This is a genomic window from Dactylosporangium salmoneum (assembly GCF_039532525.1).
Lineage (GTDB): Bacteria > Actinomycetota > Actinomycetes > Mycobacteriales > Micromonosporaceae > Dactylosporangium > Dactylosporangium salmoneum.
Genome location: NZ_BAAARV010000018.1, coordinates 75149 through 95756, shown reverse-complemented (window position 1 = coordinate 95756; position 20608 = coordinate 75149). Strand labels below are relative to the sequence as shown.

At 73.6% G+C, this 20608-nt stretch carries 20 protein-coding genes; 12 read left to right on the top strand and 8 right to left on the bottom strand.

Features of this window, described 5'->3' with window-relative positions; genetic code table 11:
- Positions 1-31 precede the first annotated feature (31 nt).
- The 3 genes from ABD352_RS10295 (at position 32) to ABD352_RS10285 (ending at position 2463) form a co-directional block, all read left to right on the top strand.
- Entirely contained in the window at positions 32-394 is a 363-nt protein-coding gene (locus ABD352_RS10295) for a helix-turn-helix transcriptional regulator (RefSeq protein ID WP_344612038.1), read from the top strand.
- Between the two features lie 445 nt (positions 395-839).
- The gene (locus tag ABD352_RS10290; protein ID WP_344612037.1) at positions 840-1178 is read left to right on the top strand and encodes a hypothetical protein; all 339 of its coding nucleotides are present in this window, start codon (positions 840-842) and stop codon (positions 1176-1178) included.
- 19 nt (positions 1179-1197) lie between these two features.
- Positions 1198-2463 (top strand): sensor histidine kinase, encoded by a 1266-nt coding sequence (locus ABD352_RS10285; RefSeq protein ID WP_344612036.1) that lies wholly within the window; start codon positions 1198-1200, stop codon positions 2461-2463.
- A 16-nt stretch (positions 2464-2479) separates the two neighbouring features.
- On the opposite strand, the gene ABD352_RS10280 is transcribed toward ABD352_RS10285, so the two are convergent.
- Positions 2480-3049, bottom strand: a complete 570-nt coding sequence (locus ABD352_RS10280; protein ID WP_344612035.1) for a DUF6886 family protein — start codon at positions 3047-3049, stop codon at positions 2480-2482.
- On the opposite strand from ABD352_RS10280, the gene ABD352_RS10275 reads away from it, so the two are divergent.
- Genes ABD352_RS10275 through ABD352_RS10250 form a run of 6 tightly spaced genes read left to right on the top strand, consistent with a single transcriptional unit; the run spans position 3048 to position 11454 of the window.
- Positions 3048-3746, top strand: coding sequence for a response regulator (locus tag ABD352_RS10275; protein WP_425553518.1), 699 nt, complete (start codon positions 3048-3050; stop codon positions 3744-3746). The genes ABD352_RS10280 and ABD352_RS10275 overlap by 2 nt on opposite strands.
- A 48-nt stretch (positions 3747-3794) precedes the next feature.
- Positions 3795-4688 (top strand): ABC transporter ATP-binding protein, encoded by an 894-nt coding sequence (locus ABD352_RS10270; protein WP_344612033.1) that lies wholly within the window; start codon positions 3795-3797, stop codon positions 4686-4688.
- Positions 4685-5758, top strand: coding sequence for an ABC transporter permease (locus tag ABD352_RS10265; protein ID WP_344612032.1), 1074 nt, complete (start codon positions 4685-4687; stop codon positions 5756-5758). The genes ABD352_RS10270 and ABD352_RS10265 overlap by 4 nt, the downstream gene beginning before the upstream one ends.
- 41 nt (positions 5759-5799) lie before the next feature.
- Entirely contained in the window at positions 5800-6555 is a 756-nt protein-coding gene (locus ABD352_RS10260; RefSeq protein WP_344612031.1) for a DUF4184 family protein, read from the top strand.
- Positions 6552-8141 (top strand): amidohydrolase, encoded by a 1590-nt coding sequence (locus ABD352_RS10255; protein ID WP_344612030.1) that lies wholly within the window; start codon positions 6552-6554, stop codon positions 8139-8141. Before ABD352_RS10260 ends, ABD352_RS10255 begins: the two co-directional genes overlap by 4 nt.
- Positions 8142-8163: 22 nt before the next feature.
- A complete protein-coding gene (locus ABD352_RS10250) occupies positions 8164-11454 on the top strand; it encodes an NACHT domain-containing protein (protein ID WP_344612029.1) in 3291 nt (1096 codons plus the stop codon).
- On the opposite strand, the gene ABD352_RS10245 is transcribed toward ABD352_RS10250, so the two are convergent.
- From ABD352_RS10245 to ABD352_RS10230, 4 genes are all read right to left on the bottom strand, one after another.
- A complete protein-coding gene (locus ABD352_RS10245) occupies positions 11449-11763 on the bottom strand; it encodes a Rieske (2Fe-2S) protein (protein WP_344612028.1) in 315 nt (104 codons plus the stop codon). The genes ABD352_RS10250 and ABD352_RS10245 overlap by 6 nt on opposite strands.
- Entirely contained in the window at positions 11760-13301 is a 1542-nt protein-coding gene (locus ABD352_RS10240; RefSeq protein WP_344612074.1) for a (2Fe-2S)-binding protein, read from the bottom strand. Before ABD352_RS10240 ends, ABD352_RS10245 begins: the two co-directional genes overlap by 4 nt.
- A gap of 46 nt (positions 13302-13347) precedes the next feature.
- A complete protein-coding gene (locus tag ABD352_RS10235) occupies positions 13348-13488 on the bottom strand; it encodes a hypothetical protein (protein WP_344612027.1) in 141 nt (46 codons plus the stop codon).
- 93 nt (positions 13489-13581) lie between these two features.
- Complete coding sequence (locus tag ABD352_RS10230; RefSeq protein WP_344612026.1) at positions 13582-14325, bottom strand: SDR family NAD(P)-dependent oxidoreductase; 744 nt, start codon at positions 14323-14325, stop codon at positions 13582-13584.
- 38 nt (positions 14326-14363) lie between these two features.
- Between ABD352_RS10230 and ABD352_RS10225 the strand changes: the two genes are divergently transcribed.
- Positions 14364-15653, top strand: coding sequence for a serine hydrolase domain-containing protein (locus ABD352_RS10225; RefSeq protein WP_344612025.1), 1290 nt, complete (start codon positions 14364-14366; stop codon positions 15651-15653).
- A gap of 497 nt (positions 15654-16150) precedes the next feature.
- Positions 16151-17407, top strand: coding sequence for a condensation domain-containing protein (locus ABD352_RS10220; protein ID WP_344612024.1), 1257 nt, complete (start codon positions 16151-16153; stop codon positions 17405-17407).
- Here the strand turns inward: ABD352_RS10220 and ABD352_RS10215 are convergent, their stop codons facing one another.
- A complete protein-coding gene (locus ABD352_RS10215; RefSeq protein ID WP_344612023.1) occupies positions 17408-18010 on the bottom strand; it encodes a GNAT family N-acetyltransferase in 603 nt (200 codons plus the stop codon). It abuts the gene before it with no gap.
- Positions 18007-19458, bottom strand: a complete 1452-nt coding sequence (locus tag ABD352_RS10210; protein ID WP_344612022.1) for a phenylacetate--CoA ligase family protein — start codon at positions 19456-19458, stop codon at positions 18007-18009. The genes ABD352_RS10215 and ABD352_RS10210 overlap by 4 nt, the downstream gene beginning before the upstream one ends.
- Positions 19459-19724: 266 nt before the next feature.
- On the opposite strand from ABD352_RS10210, the gene ABD352_RS10205 reads away from it, so the two are divergent.
- Positions 19725-20444: a hypothetical protein gene (locus ABD352_RS10205; RefSeq protein ID WP_344612021.1), complete on the top strand. Its 720-nt coding sequence runs from the start codon at positions 19725-19727 to the stop codon at positions 20442-20444.
- Here ABD352_RS10205 and ABD352_RS57565 read toward each other — a convergent pair.
- Positions 20431-20577, bottom strand: coding sequence for a CGNR zinc finger domain-containing protein (locus ABD352_RS57565; RefSeq protein WP_425553517.1), 147 nt, complete (start codon positions 20575-20577; stop codon positions 20431-20433). The genes ABD352_RS10205 and ABD352_RS57565 overlap by 14 nt on opposite strands.
- Positions 20578-20608 lie beyond the last annotated feature (31 nt).

Below are 20608 nucleotides of genomic sequence, written 5' to 3'. Positions count from 1 at the left end.
TCCCGGCTCTTCCCAGTAAAGGTAGGACAGCGTGAACGCCCGGCACGCCCGCCACGTCGGCATTTTGCTGCAGCTGCGCTCCCGCCCATGGGTCTCGGCGGCCGCGCTGTCCTGCCGGTTCGGCGTCGACGTACGCACCATCTACCTGGACATCGACCTGCTGACCGCGGCCGGGCTGCCCATCGAGGCGGTGCCCGGACGGGCCGGCGCCTACCGGCTGGCGGCGCACGCGGAGCTCCCGCCGGTCGAGGACGCCCTCGGCACCTCGACCGAGCCCCTCGAGCACTTCCTGCGGGGCGCCCGCACGCGGGAGCAGCTGCGGGCGCTGGGCCAGCGCGCCTACGCCCGCCAGCAGCGCCTCCTCCTGAGCCGCCTGGACCGTCGCATAGCGTGACGCCGGGGCGCGAAAAGTCGGGCGCTGGCGCGCCACGACTTTTCGGACTTATCGCCCGACGGTGGTTTCCAGGGGGCGGGGCATTCGTCCGTTTCCACGCGCCGCGCCGGTCGCACCGGCCAGTAGCCCCGCCACACGGCGACGGCGCCCGGGGCCAGGGCGAGCGCGAGGCGCCGGGGGCTCACGGCCGCGGCGGTGCTGGCGCGCGCTCGCGCCCGCCTGGTAAACACGCCGCGGGCCCGCCTGGTGCGGCGCGCCGTCGCCGCGGGTTCGCCCGGCACTATGCGGCGGTTTGACCGGAATACCGGGCGCCCATTGCCCTACATTTCGGATATTTCGCCCGTCGGGCCGTTCGCCGGTTTCCGTGTGGACGGCCGACCCGCCGGGGGTGACTTCCTTGCACATCGCCCGCCCCCTCCCCCGCCCGTCGGGCAGCATTCGGCGAGTGAGCGAGCAGTGGGAGTACGGCTACGTCTATTTCGTCTCCACCCAGTCCGACGAGCAACGCAAGCTGCGCAATCACCCCGACCGGGACCAGCGGGCCCTCGAGTACGGCCTGGCCGCCGTCGTGGTCGACGGCGACAGCGTCCGCTCCCAGCGCATCGCGGGCAAGGTCGCCCTGCTCAACGAGCTCGGCGAGAAGGGCTGGCGGGTGGAGAACGGCCTGAGCCTCGGCGGCGTGCTGCCCAACTGGCTGCGCGACGCCGTGCAGTCCGCCGTCGCCGACGCCTATCCAGGTGGCGCCATCGAGCACTACATGCGCCGGCGCCGGCCCGGCGGCTGACCCCGTACACTGCCACCCCATGCACGAGGGCTGGCAACGGGCAAGGCCGGACGCGCGCCGCCTGCGCATCGACGTCGGCATCGGCGTGGTCGTCACCGCCGTGACGCTGCTGAGCCTGACCCTGACCCGCAGCCTCGGCTACTTCGCCTTCGGCCGGCCGCCGTCGCTGGCCGAGCAGATCATGTGGGCCGTGCTCGGCACCCTGCCGCTGTGCGTGCGCCGCCGCTGGCCCGACGCCGTGGCGATCTTCGTCTCGGCCACCTTCATCGCCGGGCAGATCCGCCACGCCCCCGAGCAGCAGCTCACCTCCGGCGCCCTCTTCGCCGCCATCTACACCCTCGGCGCGTGGGGCCGCGACCACCGCCGGGCCGCCTGGATCCGCGGCGGCATCATCGCCGCGATGTTCGTGTGGCTCGGCGTGTCGTACCTCATCGCCCTGCCCGCCCTGTCCGCCGCCGAGTTCGCTGGCGCCGACGGCCCGGTCTCCCCGATCCTGGCCGCCGCCGTCAACGGCGTCCTGGTCAACCTGCTGATCTTCGGCTTCGCGTACTTCTTCGGCGAGGTGTCCTGGATCGCCGAGTACCGCCGGCACCGGGTCGAGGAGCAGTCCGCGGAGCTGCTGGCGGCCAAGGAGGAGGAGTCGGCCCGCACGGTCCTGCACGAGCGCCTGCGCATCGCCCGCGAGCTGCACGACGTCGTCGCCCACCACGTGTCGGTCATGGGGGTGCAGGCCTCCGCCGCCCGCCGCGTCCTGGACCGCGACCCGGCCCGCGCCCGCGAGGCCCTCACCGCCGTCGAGCAGAGCGCCCGCACCGCCGTCGACGAGCTGCACCGCATGCTCGGCCTGCTGCGCCTGCAGCCCGGCGGCGCCGAGGACTCCCCCGAGGCCGCCGTCGGCCTGGAGCGGGTCCAGGAGCTGCTGGACTCCGTCCGCAACGCCGGTCTGCAAACTTCCCTCGGGGTGTACGGCGAAGCCGTCGACCTCCCCGAGTCGCTCTCGCTGGCCGGCTACCGGATCGTCCAGGAGGCCGCGACCAACACCCTGAAACACGCCGGCGCCACCAAGCTCGACGTCCGCATCCGCTACCACGCCGACGAGCTCGAGCTCGACGTCGCCGACGACGGCCACGGCCCGGCCCGCCGCAAGCCCGGCGGCCTCGGCCTGATCGGCATGCGCGAACGCGTCGCCGCCCACGCCGGCACGCTGGAGACCGGACCCCGCACCACGGGCCCGGGCTTCCGCGTCCGCGCCCGCTTCCCCCTGCAGCGCCAGCGGTCCGCGTGAGCGGCGCCGCGACGCGTCACGGCTCGGGGCGCTCCGGCACGGGGGTGGCGTTGTGCAGGCGGGAGCCGCTGAAGTCCAGGGTCGAGCGGGTCACCTGGTGCCAGAAGGGCCAGATGGACGGGGTGACGCGCAGCTCGAAGCCGGCCTCCGCGTGCCGGGTCAGCAGGTCGTCGAGCTGCACGCGGCCGGTGGCCTCGACCGGTTCCTCGGAGACCCAGTAGCCGCCGACCTCGTGCGGGCGGAACGTGGCCGGCGGCAGCTCGTACGCGTACAGGCGGCAGGATTGCATCCTGGACAGCCACGACGACTCCATGACGTGCAGCCGGGTGGCGGCCGTCTGCCCGAAGAACCGCTCCCGGTCGGCGGGGGTCGTGGCGGGAGAGGGCCAGACGCAGCCGCGGGGGCAGTCGCGCGGGAACCAGAACATCGGGGCGTGGCGGGTGTCGACGGCCCAGACGAGCGGCGGGGCGGTCGGGTTCGTGGCGGGGACGTGCGGTTCGAACCGGGACAGCGACGGATCCTCGCTGTAGTGCCACATGGCGTGCTCGGGCTCGCCGCGGTACGGCGGGGCGGGCGGTCGGGGCATCGGGCCAGTCTGCCAAACTCGGGCCGTGATTCGGGTACTGCTCGCGGACGACCATCAGCTCGTGCGGACCGGGTTCCGGGTCATCCTCGAGACGGAGGACGACCTGCGCGTGGTCGGGGAGGCGGCCGACGGGCGGCGGGCGGTCGAGCTGGCCCTGTGCACCGAGGCGGACGTGCTGCTGATGGACGTCGAGATGCCCGGGCTCGACGGGCTGGCGGCGACGCGGGAGATCACGGCGGCCGGGCCGGCGCCGGCGGTGCTCATCCTCACCACGTTCGACCGGGACGACTACCTGTTCGCGGCGCTCGAGGCGGGGGCCAGCGGGTTCCTGCTCAAGAACGGCACGCCCGAGGCGCTGATCGAGGCGGTGCGGGTGGTGGCCCGCGGGGACGCGCTGCTCGCGCCCGAGATCACGCGGCGGGTCATCGCGGCGTTCGCCCGGCCGAAGGCCCCGGTCCCGGGCGCGAAGACGGAGGAGCTCACGCCGCGGGAGCGGGAGGTGCTCGTCGAGCTGGCCGGCGGGGCGACCAACGCGGAGATCGCGCAGCGGCTGCACCTCGGCGAGGCTACGGTCAAGACGCACGTCAGCCGGATCCTCGCCAAGCTGGGGCTGCGCGACCGCACGGCCGCCGTGGTCTACGCCTATGAGCAGGGGGTCGTGACGCCGGGTCCGTCGCGAGACGGATGGCGGAGGTAGATCTCGCGCCGGACTCGCGGGCGCCGGACACCGCCTAGCGTGAAGGGGGTGAACGACGCGCTGCAACTTGAGCAGGTCAACCGGCGCTTCGGCGACCGGCAGGTCCTGACGGATGTCACGTTCGAGGTCGGGGCCGGGCGGATGACCGGGTTCGTCGGGGCCAACGGGGCCGGCAAGACGACCACCATGCGGATCATCCTCGGGGTGCTGGCCGCCGACTCCGGGACCGTGAGCTGGTGCGGGGCCCCGCTGACCCGGGACGACCGGCGGCGGGTCGGCTACATGCCCGAGGAGCGCGGGCTGTACCCCAAGATGAGCGTCCGCGAGCAGCTGATCTACCTCGGCCGGCTGCACGGCCTGTCCGCCGACCGGGTGCGGCGCAACGCCGCCGACCTGCTCGATCGGCTCGGGCTCGGGGAGCGGGCGGACGACCCGTTGCAGCAGCTGTCGCTCGGCAACCAGCAGCGCGCGCAGATCGCCGCCGCGCTGGTGCACGACCCGGTGCTGCTCGTGCTCGACGAGCCGTTCTCCGGGCTGGACCCCCTCGCCGTGGACGTGGTCGTCGGGGTGCTGCGGGAGCGCACCGCGGCGGGGGTGCCGGTGCTGTTCTCCAGCCACCAGCTCGACGTGGTGGAGCGGCTCTGCGACGACCTCGTCATCATCGCCGCAGGGCAGATCCGGGCCGCCGGCACGCGGTCCGAGCTGCGCGCCTCGTTCGCGCAGCCGCGGTACGAGATCCGCGTCGACGGCGACGCCGGCTGGCTGCGCGACCAGGACGGCGTCGCGCTGCTCGACCTCGACGGGGACCGCGCCGTGTTCGACCTCGACCCCGCGACCGACGAGCAGTCGGCCCTGCACGCCGCCCTGTCCCGCGGCCCGGTGCGCGCCTTCGGGCCGGTCGTGCCGTCGCTCGCCGAGATCTTCCGAGAGGTGACCCGATGAACCTGGTCGAGGCGGTCCGGCTCGTCGCCGCGCGCGAGCTGAAGGTGAAGCTGCGGGACAAGACGTTCCTGTTCAGCACCCTGTTCTTCCTGCTCTTCGCGGCCGTCTCGACGGTGCTGCCGGCCCTGCTCGCGGACGGGCCGTCGAGCGTGGCGGTGGCCCAGGCCTCCCCGTACGAGGGGCGGCTGCGCGAGGCCGGGCTGCACGTGAAGGTCGCCGCCGACCCGGAGCGGGTCGTGCGGGACGGGGACGCCGACGCCGCGGTCGTGGACAAGGGCGGCAAGCCCGAGGTGCTCGCGATGAAGAGCGCCCCGAGCGACGTGGTCAACGCGTTGTCGACGGCTCCCGAGGTACGGCTGCTCAATCCTGCTGCGGCCGGCGAACTGGCGTCGTTCCTCGTGCCGTTCATGTTCGCGCTGGTCTTCTTCTTCACGTCGCTGACCTTCGGCATCCAGATCGCGCAGAGCGTGGCCGAGGAGAAACAGACCAGAATGGTGGAGATCCTGGTCGCCGCGGTCCCGGTGCGGGCGCTGCTCATCGGCAAGGTCGCCGCCGGCGGCATCCTGGCCCTCGCGCAGGTCGCGCTGATCTCGGCGGTGAGCGTGGCCGGCGCCCAGTTCACCGACGACGCCACCAGCCTGCTGCCGCTGATCGGCCCGGCGATGACCTGGTTCATCCCGTTCTTCGTGCTCGGCTTCGTCATGCTGGCCTCGCTGTGGGCGGCCGTGGGTGCCCTGGTCAACCGGCTCGAGGACGTCGGCAACGCGGGCATGCCGGTGCAGCTGGCGGTGATGCTGCCGTTCTTCGCGGTCATGTTCCTGCGGGACAACGCCGCGGTGATGCGGGTCCTGTCGTACGTCCCGCTGTCCGCCCCCACCGCGATGCCCGTGCGGGTGTTCACCGGCGACGCCGCCGCCTGGGAGCCGCTCGTGGCCCTGGTGCTGCTGGCCGCCGCGACCGCCGGCGCGCTGCTGGCCGGTGCGCGGCTCTACGAGGGCTCGCTGCTGCGCACCAACGGCCGCACCTCGTGGCGGGCCGCCTGGCGCGATCGCGAGCTGAGCCGGGTCTGAGCCCGTCGCGGCGCCGCCCGCGGTGCCGTAGCCTGTCGATCATGCCGGCCACGTTCCCGTCGCACGCCGCGGCCGTCCTGCCCCTCAAGGCATGGCGGCCGCGGGCCTTCGACGGGGTGGCGCTCGTCATCGGGGCGGCCGCGCCCGACCTGCCGTACGCGCTGGGCGGATGCCGCCCGCCGTACACCTACGGCCACTCGTGGTGGGGCGTCCTCGCCTCGGTGCCGGCCACGATGGCCGCGACCGCCCTCGTGCGCCGGGCCGCCCCGCAGGTCGCCGCGCACCTGCCGGGCGCCGCCGACTTCGGCGCGCTGGGCGGGGTGCGCCATCCGTGGTGGGTCACGGCGGGCTCGGCGCTGCTGGGCGCGGCCAGCCACGTCGCCTGGGACCACGTCACGCACGCGTCGGTCCCCGGCACCAGGGTCGGGCTGCCCGTCCTGTCCCGCGAGGTGCTGCCCGGCGTGCCGGCGTGGATGCCGCTGCACCTGGCCTCCAGCGCCGCCGGGGCGGCCGGCGCCCTCGCCCTCACCGCCCGGATGACCCGCCGCGGCAGCATCCGGGCGTGGCACGGCCCCGCGCCGGTGGTTCGCCGGCGGCCGGGGCTGTTCTGGGGTACCGCCGCCGTCACCGCCGCGGCGGGCACCGCGGCAGCCGCGATGGCGCCCGCCGACCGGGACCACATCGTGCCCTTCCTGCCGCCGCTGCCCCGCCCGGCCGTGCTGTCCGCCCGGCTGCTCGCGGTGACCGCGACGGCCCTGATGGCCGCGGCCGCCATGGTCCGCAGGAGGCAGGCATGAGCGCACTGCTCTTCACCGGTGGCCCGGTGTGGACCGGCACCGGCCCCCGCACCGACACGCTCGCCGTGCGCGACGGCCGCGTCGTGCCCCCTTCCACGTTGGAGGGCACGAGATACGAGGTGGTCGACCTGGCCGGGCGGATGCTCATGCCCGGCTTCCACGACGCCCACGTGCACCCGGTGAGCGGCGCCCTGGAGCGCCTGCGCTGCGACCTGTCGCACCTGCACGACCGCGGGTCCTACCTGGCCGCCGTGTCCGCCCACCCCGGTGACGGCTGGGTCACCGGCGGCGGCTGGTCGATGTCGGCGTTCCCCGGCGGCCTGCCCCGCCGCGAGGACCTCGACGCCGCCGCCCCGGGCCGCCCGGTCTTCCTGCCCAACCGCGACCACCACTCGGCGTGGGTCAGCTCGGCCGCCCTGGCCCTGGCGGGCATCGACGCGCACACCCCGGACCCGCCGAACGGCCGCATCGAGCGCGACGCCGATGGTGTGCCGACGGGTGTACTGCACGAGTCCGCCATGGACCTCGTCGCTCCCCTGCTGCCGGAGGACACCGACGAGGACTACGACAAGGCGCTGATGGAGGCGCAGCGGTACCTGTTCTCGCTGGGCATCACCGGCTGGCAGGACGCCATCGTCGGCGCCTACGCGGGCTCCCGCGACCAGCTCGGCACCTACCTGCGCGCCGACGCGGCGGGCCGCCTGCGGGCCCGCGTGGCCGGCGCCCTGTGGTGGGACCGCCACCGGGGCCCCGAGCAGCTCGACGACCTGCTGGCCCGCCGCGCCGCGGCCGCGTCCTCCCCCCGCTTCCGCGCCGGCATCGTGAAGATCATGCAGGACGGCGTGGCCGAGAACTTCACCGCCGCCATGCTGGATCCCTATGTCGGCAAGGACTTCTGCGGTACGTCCAACGTGGACCCCGCCCGCCTGCGCGACTACGTGTCCGCATTGGACCGTTCCGGCTTCTCGGTGCACTTCCACGCCATCGGCGACCGGGCCGTCCGCGAGTGCCTGGACGCCGTGGCCGCCGGCCCGCGGACCGGCCGCCACCACATCGCCCACCTGCACGTGGTCGACCCGTCGGACGTCCCGCGCTTCGCCGCCCTGAACGTCACCGCCAACATCCAGGCGCTGTGGGCCACCCACCACGAGCAGAACGACACCCTGTGCGTCCCGTTCTTCGGCCCCGAACGATCCGGCCACCAGTACCCCTTCGGCGCGATCGCCCGCGCGGGCGGCCGGCTGGCGGCGGGCAGCGACTGGCCGGTGAGCACCCCGGACCCGTGGCAGGCCATCCACGTGGCCGTGCACCGCACCGAGCCCCCGGACTCGGCCGAGTCCTCGTGGCCGGCCGCCCGGACCCCGATGCTGCCGGAGCAGGCCCTGACCCTGCGGCAGGCCCTGACGGCGTACACGGCCGGCTCGGCCTACGTGAGCCACCTCGACCACGAGATCGGCACCCTGGCCCCGGGCAAGGCGGCGGACCTGGTCGTCCTGGACCGCGACCCCTTCACCCCGGACATCCCGCTGCACGACGTCAAGGCCGACCTGGTCTTCATCGACGGCGCACTGGTCCACGAGCGTTGATGCGCTCCGTTACTGTGCGTGCGTGGCCCGATCCCGCCTGACCTACGCCGAGGCCGTCAAGCTCCTCAACGGCGGCCCGGACAAGCTCGACCTCCTGAACCGCCTGGCCGGCGGCGTCCTGCTGCTGGCCGCCCCCTTCGCCGCCGGCGTCGCGCTGTCGCTGGTCGACGCCAAGGGCGAGGCCAACGCCCTGCTGCGCGGCCTGCTGGACCGCGCACCCGGCCGGATCAGGGCCAGCCGCGGCAGGTCACACTACGAGCTGATCGAGGCCGCCCACACCGTCCTGGTCATCTCGTCGTACTTCGACGCCCTGACCGAGCTGGCGGCGCCCCTGGCCCAGTCCCTGGACCTCACCGACGACGAACGGCGCCGCATCGCCGACTACGGCCCGCTCAACCTCGGGGCCCCGCCGCTGCCGGGCGCGACCCGGGGCGCCGCCGAGACCCTTGCGGCCATGGACCCGGTCATGCGGGGCATCCACGCCTCCCTGATCGACTTCGCCGCCGGGCTGACGGTGGCCCGCCGCCAGATCCTGCCACCGGCCGACGCCGTGGTCCGGCGGGCGCTCGATCTGTACGCGGAGCGCTACGCCCGACTGGCCGCCGACGTCCCCGAGTTCCTGATCTGGGCCCAGCTCAACGAGCACGCCGCCACCCGGACCACCGTACGCGGCCAGACCGAGACCCTGACCCGCCTCGCCGACCTCCTGTCCACGGTCGTGCAGGCCGGCGACCCGGCCGCCGAGGCCGAGCAGCGCCTGGCCGCCCAGGCCCGCCGGGTCCTGGACCGGCCGCTGTGGCGCACGACCGAGGCCGGCGACCTGTCGTTCCCGACCGTCGCGCAGGGCTTCGTCAGCCCGCGCTTCCGCATCGTGCGCGCCGCCAACGCCGCACCGCTCGGCGACGAGTCCTGGTGGGAGGGCACGCCGGAGCGCAGCGACCTCTCCGAGTTCCTCGCCGCCTGCCTCAGCGACCCGATCTTCACCGAACGGCCGCTGGTCGTCCTCGGCCACCCGGGCGCCGGCAAGTCGCTGCTCACCGAGGTCCTCGCCGCGCGCCTGCCCACGGAGGCCTTCACCACGATCCGGGTGCCGCTGCGCAGCGTCGACCCCGACGCGCAGATCCACAAGCAGGTCGAGGCCACCGTCGAGCGGCTCGTCAAGGAGCCGATCTCCTGGGGCCAGCTGTGCCGCGCCTCGGACACCACCAAGGTCATCCTGCTCGACGGCTTCGACGAGCTGGTCCAGGCCACCGGCATCGCCCAGTCCCACTACATCGAGCGCATCGCGAGCTTCCAGCAGGACGAGTGGGTCAACGGCCGGCCCGTGGTCGTCATCGTCACCTCCCGCACCCTGGTCATGGACCGCACGGTCGTCCCGGACGGCACCGTCGTGATGAAGCTCGAACCCTTCGACGACGAGCAGATCGGCCGCTGGACGGCCGCCTGGAACGCCGCCAACGCCCACGACCCGAAGTTCCGCCCGCTGACCGCCGCCGAGCTGCTCCCCCACGAGGAGCTGGCCGGCCAGCCGTTGTTGCTGCTGATGCTGGCCGTGTACGCGGCCGAGAGCAGCGCCCGGCTCGACCGCGAGGACCTGGCCGCCCACGAGCTGTACCGGCGCCTCCTCGACACGTTCATCCGCCGCCAGGTCCGCGAGAAGGGCGCGGACGACCTCGCCGAGCCGAGGCTGGCCGAGCTGGAGGTCGAGGCCCGGCACAACCTGGCGGTGGCCGCCTTCGCCATGTTCAACCGCGGCCTGCAGCACGTGCGCGAGGACGACCTCGGCCGCGACCTGGACGCCCTGCGCCCGCTGGCCGACGCCCCGGAGCCCCGCCTCGGCGAGCCGCTGACCCGCGCCAAGAGCACCGTCGCCGCCTTCTTCTTCGTCCACGTCGCCCAGGCCGACGACGACGCCCGCTCCCCCGGCCGCCGCACGTACGAGTTCCTGCACGCCACCTTCGCCGAGTACCTCGTGGCCGAGCACACCGTCGAGCTCCTCGAAGAGATCGCCGAGGACCACCGCCGACCCCGCCGGCGCGCCTACGGCACCGGCGTCGACGACACCGCCCTGCGCAACCTGCTCTCCCACCAGCCCCTGACCAACGGCGAGCAGATCGTCCCTTTCCTGACCGCCCTGATCGACCGCATGCCCGTCGCGGCTCGCGAGAACCTGCAGGTGACGCTGCTCGACGTGTTCCGCACCGCCAGGAAGCGCGTCAACGACGGCGACTACCGCCCCACCCCTTTCGACGCGGTCAACCGGCTGGCCGCCTACACGGCGAACCTGGTCCTGCTGGCCGCGTTGTGTGACGAGGACGGCGTCTCGGTGGACGCCCTGTGCGGCGCGCCCGACGCCCCCTCCTTCGAGTCAACGGTGCGACTCTGGCGAAGCGGCCTCGACGCAGGAGCCCAGAACGGCCTGTTCGGCAACCTGCAGCGCCGGGAGGGCCGGATCGCCGCCGTGGAGGTCGGCGACACCTGGCTGCCCGAACGCGAGGCCAACCTCGCCGGCGACACCTTCACCGAGGCAGCCTTGAGCGCCGGCCGTCGCACCTGGGGGGCCCTCATTCCCGACGACGCGACCGCCCTCGACGGCCAGCGGCACGCCGAGCTCCTCGACCACTTCCTAGACCGCTGGCCAACGCCCGTGCCGGGCCGCATGATGCCCTACGACGAGCGCAACTACCGGCGCTGGGCAGATTCCGTCATGGAGACGGGGGCACGCCTGCATTGGGCGACCGCAAAACTGCTCGCCTTGTGTCTCGTCCGTGACGCAGACGAGCTGGAACCGGCATTGTTGGAGACGCTGGTCCAGATCCTCGTCAATACCAACGACATCCTCGCCGTCCAGCCACTTTCTGCGCTACTCGCTGTGCGAGCGCCCTGGCTGCTCGACCGGTTCCCAGCACTGGTCAAGAGCTTGCCGAAGGACTATCAGTTCTTCGTCTACAGTACCGCGTCGCTGGCCGACGCCAACGGCGATCTTGCGGCGTACGCGGACAGGCTACGAGCAGGTCTTTCCACAGAGGCACCGCTCGGCTTCGGCCCGCTTGTTACGCCCTCGATGCTCGCCCACATGCACGAGATGCCGTCACTGGTCCAGCAGGTCCTCGTGGGTCTCGCCGGGTTCGGCAGTCTTGCCTGGTCCCAGGTCCGTCCCACGACGATGCTGGCCGCGGCCCAAATCCTCGAAGATCGCGGGGAGTTCGAATCCTCGCTGGTGGCCGGATATGTCGCATCGCGCGCCCAGGAGATGTTCGAAGGGAAGGATGCCGTGGCGTTCGAGCGGTTGCGGGAGTTGGCCTGGTCATAGTGGGGTGCCGATGATCACCTGGCCCTCGGTCGAGACGGTGGCGGGGTAGACGGTCAGGGTGTAGGCGCCCGTGGTCGAGCGGCCCGTCGCCAGGTCGAAGGCGTGCTGGTGCAGCGGGCACACCACGCACGACAGGTCGGTCAGGCCGTCGGCGATGGGTCCGCCCGCGTGCGGGCAGACGGCGGAGACCGCGCGCACCGAGCCGTCGCGCAGGTGGAAGACCGCGACCGGATGCCCGTCGACAAGGTAGGCGCGGCCCTCGCCCATCGGGATGTCGGTGAGCGGGCCGAGGATGGTCTGCACGATCATGGCTGCCCCGGAAGGGAGGCGCGGAACTGGCCGGGGGTGGCGGCCTCGACGCGTTCCAGCCACGGGTCGCGGTACGCGGCGACCGAGGCCGCCATGGACGCGTCCAAGCGGGCGGCGATGTCCTCCGAGTCGTCGACCACGACCGCGCGGATGTGGTCGATGCCCAGGCGCGGCACCCACGCGTAGGTGCGCTCCAGCCAGTTCGCGGTCTCCCGGTAGTACTGCAGGAAGCGCCCCGTCAGCACGACGACCTCGTCCGAAGTGGACACCGTGGCGAGCAGGTCGCCCTTGCGCACGTGGGCGCCGGCCGCGCCGCCGACGTACAGTTCCCAGCGGCCGCCCTCGATGGCGACCACGCCGAGGTCCTTCACGTAGGCCTCGGCGCAGTTGCGGGGGCAGCCGGTCACGGCGAGCTTCATCTTGCCGGGGCCCTCGATGCCCTGGTAGCGCTCCTCCAGCGCGATGCCCAGGGCGGTCGAGTCGCCGAGGCCGAAGCGGCAGAAGTCGGCGCCGACGCAGGTCTTCACGGTGCGGAACGACTTGCCGTAGGCCCAGCCCGACGGCATGCCCAGGTCGGCCCACATCGCGGGGAGGTCCTCCTTGCGCACGCCGAGCAGGTCGATGCGCTGGCCGCCGGTCAGCTTCACCATCGGCACCTCGTACTTGTCGGCCACGTCGGCGATGCGCCGCAGCTGGGCCGGGGTGGTGACGCCGCCCTTCAGCTGCGGTACCACCGAGAAGGTTCCGTCCTTCTGGATGTTGGCGTGGACGCGGTCGTTGATGAAGCGGGCGTCGCGTTCGTCAACGTACTCGCCGCCCCACATCATCCGCAGCAGCGACGCCAGGCCCATCTTGCTCCTCGCGTCCTCGCGGCCGGCGGGGGCCAGCGCGGCGAAGACGGCCGAGACGGACCGCAGTCCGAGGCGCCGGACCGCCTCCATGAGCTGCTGCTTGGTCATCGGTACGCCGGGCACGTACCAGTCCGCCGCGGGGTCCTCGTCGGCCTTGCCGCCGGCGGCCCGCTCGACGATCCGGGTCACCAGGGGCTTGCACGAGCCGCAGCCCTTGCCCGCCCGGGTGGCCTCCATCGCGGCGCCCACGGTCCGGCATCCACTGTGGACGGCCTCGGTCAGGGCGGCCTTGGTCACGCCGTTGCAGTTGCACACCTGGAGGTCGCCGGGGAGCGCCGCGGGGTCGTCCTCGTCCCCCGGCGCGTCGAAGAGGAGGGCGGCCCGGTCGTCGGGCAGTGCGACGCCCTCGTGGTACAGGCGCGTGAGCAGCGCGGCCCGGCGCACGTCGCCGACGAGGGTGGCGCCGGCCAGGCGGCCGTCGCGGACCACGGCGCTGCGGTAGACCCCGCGGGCCGGCTCGGCGAAGACGACGGTCTCGTCGCCGTCGCGCTCGGCCTCGCGCAGGCCCATCGAGGCGACGTCGACGCCGGCCACCTTGAGCCGGGTGGCGGTGCGGGTGCCGTGGTAGGCCGCGGCCGGGTCGGCCCCGGTGACGTGGCCGGCGAGGACCTTGGCCTGCTCCCACAGCGGGGCGACCAGGCCGTAGGTCTCGCCGCGGTGCTGGAGGCGAGGATCAGCCGCGGAAGTACACCGGCTGGGTGACCGCGCCGCCGGGCACCACGTAGGCGAGCGCGGGGTCCAGCGGCACCGGCCGGTCGAGGCCCTTGCCCTCGAAGCTGAAGACGCCTTGCAGGAAACGGGGGGTGCTGCGCACGGCGGGTTCCCTTCGTCAGGTGACCCCTGCCATGCTGGCGACGCGGTGTTGCCCCGCGGTCGCCCGCTTGTTACCGCCCGCTGCCCCAGCGGCTCACAACGGCAGTTCGACGCCGGACAGGTCGGCGCAGGCGCGCAGCAGCCCGTCCTGGTAGGCGCGGTCGTTGACCGCGGGGTTGGGCCGCAGCTGCTGGCGCCACTTGAAGTACCGGCCGGTGACGAGCGCGTCGCCGGCGCCGGTGGCCAGCCACACCTGCGTGGCGGCGCCGATCGGCAGCTCGTCGGTCGCGTTGGCCCCGCCGAGCTTCGTCTTGATCCAGCCGGGGTCGACGGCGTTGCTGTACACCTCCGGCCACAGCCGCGCCACGGCGAAGGCGAGCGCCACGTCGTGCAGCTTCGAGTCGCTGTACGCCTGCATCCCGTGCCAGGGCTTGCGCTCGTACTGCAGGTCCGCGAGGTCGGCCACCCCGACCGACTCCAGCCCCGAGGTGAGGTAGACCAGGCGCTGCGGCCGCGGCATGAGCGCGGTCAGCACGTAGGGGGCGAGCACGTTGACCTGGAAGGTCCGCTCGATCCCGTCGCCGGTCATCGCCCGCTCGTCCTGCCCGCCGATCCCGGCGTTGTGCACGACCACGTCGAACTTCCCGGCCGCCGCGGCGAGCGCCTTGGTCTGCTCCAGCGACGCGAGGTCGCCGACCAGGACCTCCTCGCCGCCGAGCCCCGCGGCGCGCTCGGCGCTGCGCGCGTGGAAGGCCACCTCGTGCCCCTGGGCCTGCAGCGTCCGCGCCGTCTCCAGACCGATCCCGTCGGTTGAGCCGGTGACCAGAATTCTCGCCATAATCCCGACATGGTAGCGGCCCGCTAAGCTGATCGTTCGTGAGCGTGCGTTCGTTCGTGGAGGCGGCGGGGCGGGACATCGACGCCCTGCACGGGATGGTCCTGCTGCGCGGCGGCGAGACCGTCGCCGAGGGATACTGGCGGCCGTACCGCAAGGACGCGCCGCACCAGTTGTTCTCGCTCAGCAAGAGCTTCACCAGCACAGCGGTCGGGTTCGCGGTGGCGGAGGGGCTGGTCGGGCTGGACGACCCGGTCGCCGGGTACTTCGGCGGCCACGGCGACCCGCGGCTGCTCGTGCGGCACCTGCTCACGATGACCACCGGGCACGTCGAGGACACGATGTCGCCCATGAGCCGCGGCGAGGACTGGGCCGCCGGGTTCCTGGACCTGCCGGTCGAACGCGAGCCGGGCACGCATTTCGTGTACAACACCGGCGCCACCTACATGGCCGCGGCGATCGTGCAGCGGGTCACCGGCCGGCGGCTGGTCGACTACCTGCGCCCGCGGCTGTTCGACCCGCTCGGCTTCGGCGAGGTGACGTGGGAGCAGTGCCCGGCCGGCCTCGACGTGGGCGGGTTCGGGATGAGCGCGCGGACCACGGAGATCGCGAGGTTCGGCCAGCTGTACCTCCGCGACGAGCGCGGCATCCTGCCCGACGGCTGGGCCGAGCAGGCGACCCGGGCCCAGGTCGACAACCGCGCGGCCGCACAGAATCCGGACTGGCAGGAGGGCTACGGCTTCCAGTTCTGGCGCGGCCGCCACGGCACGTTCCGCGGCGACGGGGCGTTCGGGCAGTTCTGCGTCGTCATGCCGGAGCAGGACACGGTGCTCGCGCTGACCTCCGGCACCGCCGACCTGGCGGCCGTGCTCGACCTGGTGTGGGAGCACCTGCTGGGCGAGCTCGAGCCGGTGGACCTGCCGGACCTGGCGATGCCCGGGGTGCAGGGCGAGCCGGCCCGGGAGGAGCTGGGCACCTTCGTGGTCGCGCGGCCGCGCCGCTCGCGGCCCGGGGACTGGCGGCCCAGCTACGAGCAGCCGCCGACGATCCGGTCGATCACGTTTGGACCCGAACGGGTGAGCATCGTGGACGAGACCGGGACACACGAGCACGTGTGCCGGCCGGGCGAGTGGCACGGCGACGGGTGGCGGGCCAGCACCGGGGCGTGGACCGGGCCCGGCGAGTACACCTTCAAGGTCGCCCACACCGACGGGCCGTTCGTGCGCACGTACCGCTGCCACTTCGACGGCGACGCGGTCACCGTCACGCCGGGCGACAACGTGTCGTTCGGCCCGACCGGCTACCCTCCGGTGCACGCCACCCGGGACTAGGGTCCGGGAAAGGGTGCATCGACGGTTGTCACGGGCCTGGTTCGTTTGGAGACTGACGGTCGGAGCCGCCGCCAGTCTAACCCGCCAAACGGTCACCCGAAAGATCTCTGCATTGATCATATTAAATCTGAGTTTTTGCCCGATTTCTCGCCTACGCACGATACGCATTGAATGGTGCCACTGAATTTCGCGAGCGGTTGACAGTCCTTTGCCGTGCGAGTAATGCTTTTGGCGGCCATTGAACCCACTCGTTGGAAAATGGTCTCTTCCCGCATTCGCAGACACAGGAGGTGAACAATGTCGAAGGCCGTTGTCTCGGGTCGCGTCGTGTCGGGCCGCGTCGTGTCGGGTCGTGTCGTGTCGGGTCGCAGCGTCGTCTCCGGCTGAACCAGCGAACCCGCACCGTGCGGCGCACGGTGCGGAACTGGCGGGCGGCCGGCGATCAGCGCCGGCCGCCCGCGCACCATTTCGCAGCCCCGAATCCCGTGGAGGCCGTCATGTTTCCGACACCGATCGCCGAGACCTTCCCGGCGACCGTCGGTCAGCTTTCCGTCTGGCGCGACATCGAGAAGATGCCGCCCGAGCGGCGCTGGGAGGCCAACCTCGTTTTCGTCTGGGACCTGCCCGCCGGGCAGTGGCCGGAAAACGACATCTGGGAAGCGATCGGCGGGCTGGGAATGCGACACGGATCGCTGCGGACCAGCTACGTGATCGGCGATGACGGGATGCCCCGCCAGCGCCTCGCCGCCGACACCGCGGCCGAGGTCCGCGACCGGGTCCGGCAGGGCACCGCCGACTGCGCCGAGCGGGCCGCGATGGAGGCCGCCGAGCTGCAGCGCGAGATCGACGCCACGGCCGAACTGCCGTGGCGGGCGTGGATCCTCACCGAGGACGGCGCCCCGCGGCAGGTGCTCCTCGTGGTGAACCACATGGCCGCCGACGGCGCCGCGATGCTGCTCATGCGGGAGGACTTCGAGCGGCTGCTGCGCGGCGAGACGCTGCCGCCCGCGCGGGGGCCCCTCGAGATGGCCCTCGACCAGGAGGGCGCCGGATCCGGGCGGCTACGGGCGGCGGAGAAGCACTGGCGGCGCACGCTCGCCGCGGCCCCGCGCCTGGCCCCGGACGCGCCGCAGGGGCCGCCGCTGGGCGCGACGCTGCACACCGGCATCCCGATGCCGCAGGCCAACGAGGGCGCCGCGCGGCACGAGGTGACCCTCGCGAGCCTCATCCTCGGCGTCTACTACACGGCCCTGTGCGAGGTGACCGGCGCGCCCGTGCACCTGTTCTACCCGATGTCGGCCAACCGCTTCGACGACGACCACGCGGCCGTCGTCACCAGCCTCAACCAGTGGGCGCCGCTGCTGCTGGAGCTCGACGAGCCGTTCCCGCAGCGGCTGGGGCGGGTGCACTGGCGCAGCTTCGCCGCCCTCAAGCACGGCGTGTGCTCGCCGGACGCGATCCTGGCCATCCGCGAGGCCCACGAGCGCGACGGCGGCGACCCGGGCTACTACTACAACCCGATCCTGGCCCCGGCCGGCTTCCCGTCCGGCGACGAGCTCACCGACCCGAGCCTCGAGCGGTACCCGCCGGCCCGCGTGACCGGCCCCGGCTTCTACGTCATCGCCCGCGGGCTGACCAGCCTCGACCTCATCGTGCGGGTGCACCGGCCGGGCTGGACCAGCGAGGCCCTGGACCGCCTGCTCACCAGGATGCAGCAGCTGCTGGCGGAGACGCTGGGCGGCCGCGCGCTGTAGTCAGTCCCACTCGACCAGCAGGCGCTCGCGGACGGTGCGGTAGCCGATGGCGCGGTTGACCGCCAGCATCGGCAGGTTCTCCTGGTTCACCGTGACGGTGACCTGCCGTACCGCCGGGAACTGCTCACGCAGCCAGAGCGCCTGGGCGGCCTTGACGCGCCGGGCCAGGCCGCGGCCGCGGTGCTCCGGCAGGACCGCGGTGTCGTGCTGCTCGGCCTCCTCGGCGCCGCCGGGCACCACGGCCACCGTCGCCGCGACGAGCCGCCCGCCGTGGACGGCCGCGGTGACCAGCAGGGCGCCGGCATGCCCGGCCTCCCACGCGCGCACCTCGGCCGCGCCCCAGTCCCGGGCCGGCATCTGCAGATGGGCGCCGGGCGCGTCGAGCAGGCGGTCCAGCACCGCGCCGAGGTCGCCGGCATACCGGTCCGGCGCGCGGTCGCGCCAGCGGACGATGTCGTAGCCGGGCGCCGGTCCGGTGGCGATCGCGGCGCACGCGGCCAGGGTGGCCGGGTCGTCGAGGCGCTGGGCCAGCAGCGCCAGGCGCAGCAGCACCCGGGCGCCGGGCGGGAGCGGCTCGTCGCCCCACACGACCGCGCGGGTCATCGGCTGTAGCGGTGCTTCACGCCGGCCGGGAAGTAGTCCGGGTCGCCGGGGTCGCGCAGCCGCACGAGCGGCTCCTGGTAGGCGGCCGGGACGTAGTTGGCGTACTCGCTGTTGAGCCGCAGCAGGGTGGCGCGGACGGCGGCGGCGAGCGTGCCCGGGTCGGGGGCCGGGCGGCCGGGGGCCCGCTCGACGGTGACCGCGAAGCGCCGCTCCTCGTCGGCCTCGGTGCGGACCTCCATCACGAACCGGCCGGTGATGTCGTCGGCCAGGCCGGGCTCGTCGAGGGCGGCGGCGACGTGCTCCGGGTAGATGTTGGCGCCGAAGTACGACACCGTGAACAGCGACCGCCCGAACACGTAGACGAACGGGCGCCCGTCGCCCTCGCCGGGGTCGAAACCGTGGCGGCGGCAGAAGGCGACCAGGTCGGCGTGCGCGACGATCCCGCCCTCGTCGGCGATGTGGTAGCGGATCAGGGGCACCCCGCCGTCCCCGGTGAACAGCAGCGTCCCGTCGACGGTCTCGAAGAACCGGGTCATGGGGTCGTACTGCACCAGCGTCGGCAGCCGCGCGTCGCCGAACAGCTCGCGGGCCGCGGCCGGGTGCGCCGCCAGGAACCGGCGGATCCGCACGCTCAGCGGCGTCTCGTTGCCCAGCACGCCGGCGTCCGCGGTGCCGTACAGCGACACCGAGCCGCGGTCCGGGTCGCCGAGCCCGGCCCGCTGCCCCATGAGGTCGCGCCACTGCTCGCTGAAGACCTCGCCGGCCAGCAGGAGCCGGATGCCGTACGCCGCCCAGTCCACCCCGCGGCGGACCCCCTCGTCGACCACGTTCTTCACGAACGGCGGATACCCGGCGAGCACGGTCTGCTCGAAGCCGGGCGCGAGCTCGCCGGCGACGCGGAGGATCTCCTCCACGCTGTTGCCCGGCGTGGCGACCGTGACCGGGTAGCCCTTGGCGGCCAGGTGCCGGCAGGCGGCCGCGGTGTACATGCCGCCGACCCAGCTGCCGAGGGCGAAGCAGACCACGACGAGGGTGCTGCGCCGTTGCCCGTCGAAGCTGTGCACGAGCGCGTCCTCGAAGCGCCGGGCCACCGCCAGCTCGTCGGCCACCGCCCGCGGCCAGATGGTCGGGCGCCCCGACGAGCCCGAGGAGACCGCGACGGTGTCGTTGGCGTCGAGGCGCCCGCCCCGGCAGCGCTGCTCGAGCGGGTAGCGCCGCAGGTACGACTCCTTGGTGACCAGCGGCAGCCGGGCGAACGCCGCCGGCCCGTCGACGGCCGCCGGGTCGACGCCGTGCTCGGCCAGGAACGCCCGGTACGCCGGCACCGACCCGGCCACCTCGCGGAACAGCTCCAGCGCCCGCGCGGCCGGGTCGCCGCCGATCGGGCCGGCCGGGGCGGCGTAGAACTCGGCCAGCCGCCGCAGGGTGTGCTCCGCGCGCGCATGCATGCCCGGACCGTACCGCACCGGCCGGGGCCCAACCGTCCAGGCGCAGCTCGACCGGGAGGCGGCGCAGCCAGTGGTCGAGGCCGAGGATCAGCTCGACGGCCCGCGTCCAGGCCGGGCGGGGCGATCGGATATGCCCGGCCGCGGCCGATGGGCGCATGCGTGGATTTCGCACGAACGTGGCCTGAAACCGGAATTTCCGGCACATCGGGCGGCCGAGGTCCGTAGCGTCGGCCTTGACAGCCACGGCGACGGACGGGAGACGAGCGGTGAAGCTCAAACACGGGGCGGCACTGCTGCTCCTCGGGACCTTCGCGATGACCGGCTACGCGGCCAATGCCGGCCCGGCGCCCCGCTGGCACGGGGTGGCCGACGTCCGGCCGGCCGCCGGGACCGCCGCGCCGGCCGTCTCCGCGAGCCCCGCGGCCACGGACGAGGACCTGCGCGCCGCGCTGCTCGGCGACGCCGACGTGCCGAGCGGGATGACCCCGGTGGCGATGGCGTCCACCCGCACCGGCAAGGTGAGCATCGGGGGCGGCAGCTTCCCGGGGTGCCCGGCGCTGGAGCCGATGACGACCGACGAGACGACGTCGGCCGCGGTCACCTACGCGGCCGGGGCGGTCGGGCCGTACCTGACGCACGCGATCGTGCGCTTCCCCGCGGGCGGGGCGCAGGACGCCATGGCGCGGCTGCGCAGCACCACGGCGTCGTGCAGGTCCTTCGAGCAGCAACTGGCCGGCATCACGGTCAGGTTCACCGTGGCGGCGGCGGACCCGCCGGCCGGGCTCGGCGACGACGCCGCCGGGCTGCGGATGACCGGCACGACCGACATCGGCATCAGCGTGGGCGCCGACATCATCGCCGTGCGCCGCCACGACTACGTCATCTGGCTCAACGACACCGCCATCGGCACCAGCCCGGCTGGCCTGGCCGCGAGCGCCGCGCCGGCCGCGGCGGCCCGCTGCGGGCAGCGGCTCAAGGACTGCTGAGCCGGCGGCGGGCGCGGTACGAGCGGGCCTTGGCCTTGTTGCCGCACTCCTCCATGCCGCACCAGGCGCGGTTGCCGGCCCGGGAGCGGTCGACGAACAGCCGGGTGCACGCCTCCTCCGCGCACTCGCGCACCGGCGGCGCCGCCTCGAGCAGGCCGATCGCC

Excerpts from the sequence above, each read along its gene's own strand:
- ABD352_RS10285 (WP_344612036.1), top strand. The coding sequence starts at position 1,198 with ATGCACGAGGGCTGGCAACGGGCAAGGCCGGACGCGCGCCGCCTGCGC.
- ABD352_RS10280 (WP_344612035.1), bottom strand. The coding sequence starts at position 3,049 with ATGCCCCGACCGCCCGCCCCGCCGTACCGCGGCGAGCCCGAGCACGCC.
- ABD352_RS10265 (WP_344612032.1), top strand. The coding sequence starts at position 4,685 with ATGAACCTGGTCGAGGCGGTCCGGCTCGTCGCCGCGCGCGAGCTGAAG.
- ABD352_RS10260 (WP_344612031.1), top strand. The coding sequence starts at position 5,800 with ATGCCGGCCACGTTCCCGTCGCACGCCGCGGCCGTCCTGCCCCTCAAG.
- ABD352_RS10255 (WP_344612030.1), top strand. The coding sequence starts at position 6,552 with ATGAGCGCACTGCTCTTCACCGGTGGCCCGGTGTGGACCGGCACCGGC.
- ABD352_RS10245 (WP_344612028.1), bottom strand. The coding sequence starts at position 11,763 with ATGATCGTGCAGACCATCCTCGGCCCGCTCACCGACATCCCGATGGGC.
- ABD352_RS10230 (WP_344612026.1), bottom strand. The coding sequence starts at position 14,325 with ATGGCGAGAATTCTGGTCACCGGCTCAACCGACGGGATCGGTCTGGAG.
- ABD352_RS10220 (WP_344612024.1), top strand. The coding sequence starts at position 16,151 with ATGTTTCCGACACCGATCGCCGAGACCTTCCCGGCGACCGTCGGTCAG.
- ABD352_RS10215 (WP_344612023.1), bottom strand. The coding sequence starts at position 18,010 with ATGACCCGCGCGGTCGTGTGGGGCGACGAGCCGCTCCCGCCCGGCGCC.
- ABD352_RS10210 (WP_344612022.1), bottom strand. The coding sequence starts at position 19,458 with ATGCATGCGCGCGCGGAGCACACCCTGCGGCGGCTGGCCGAGTTCTAC.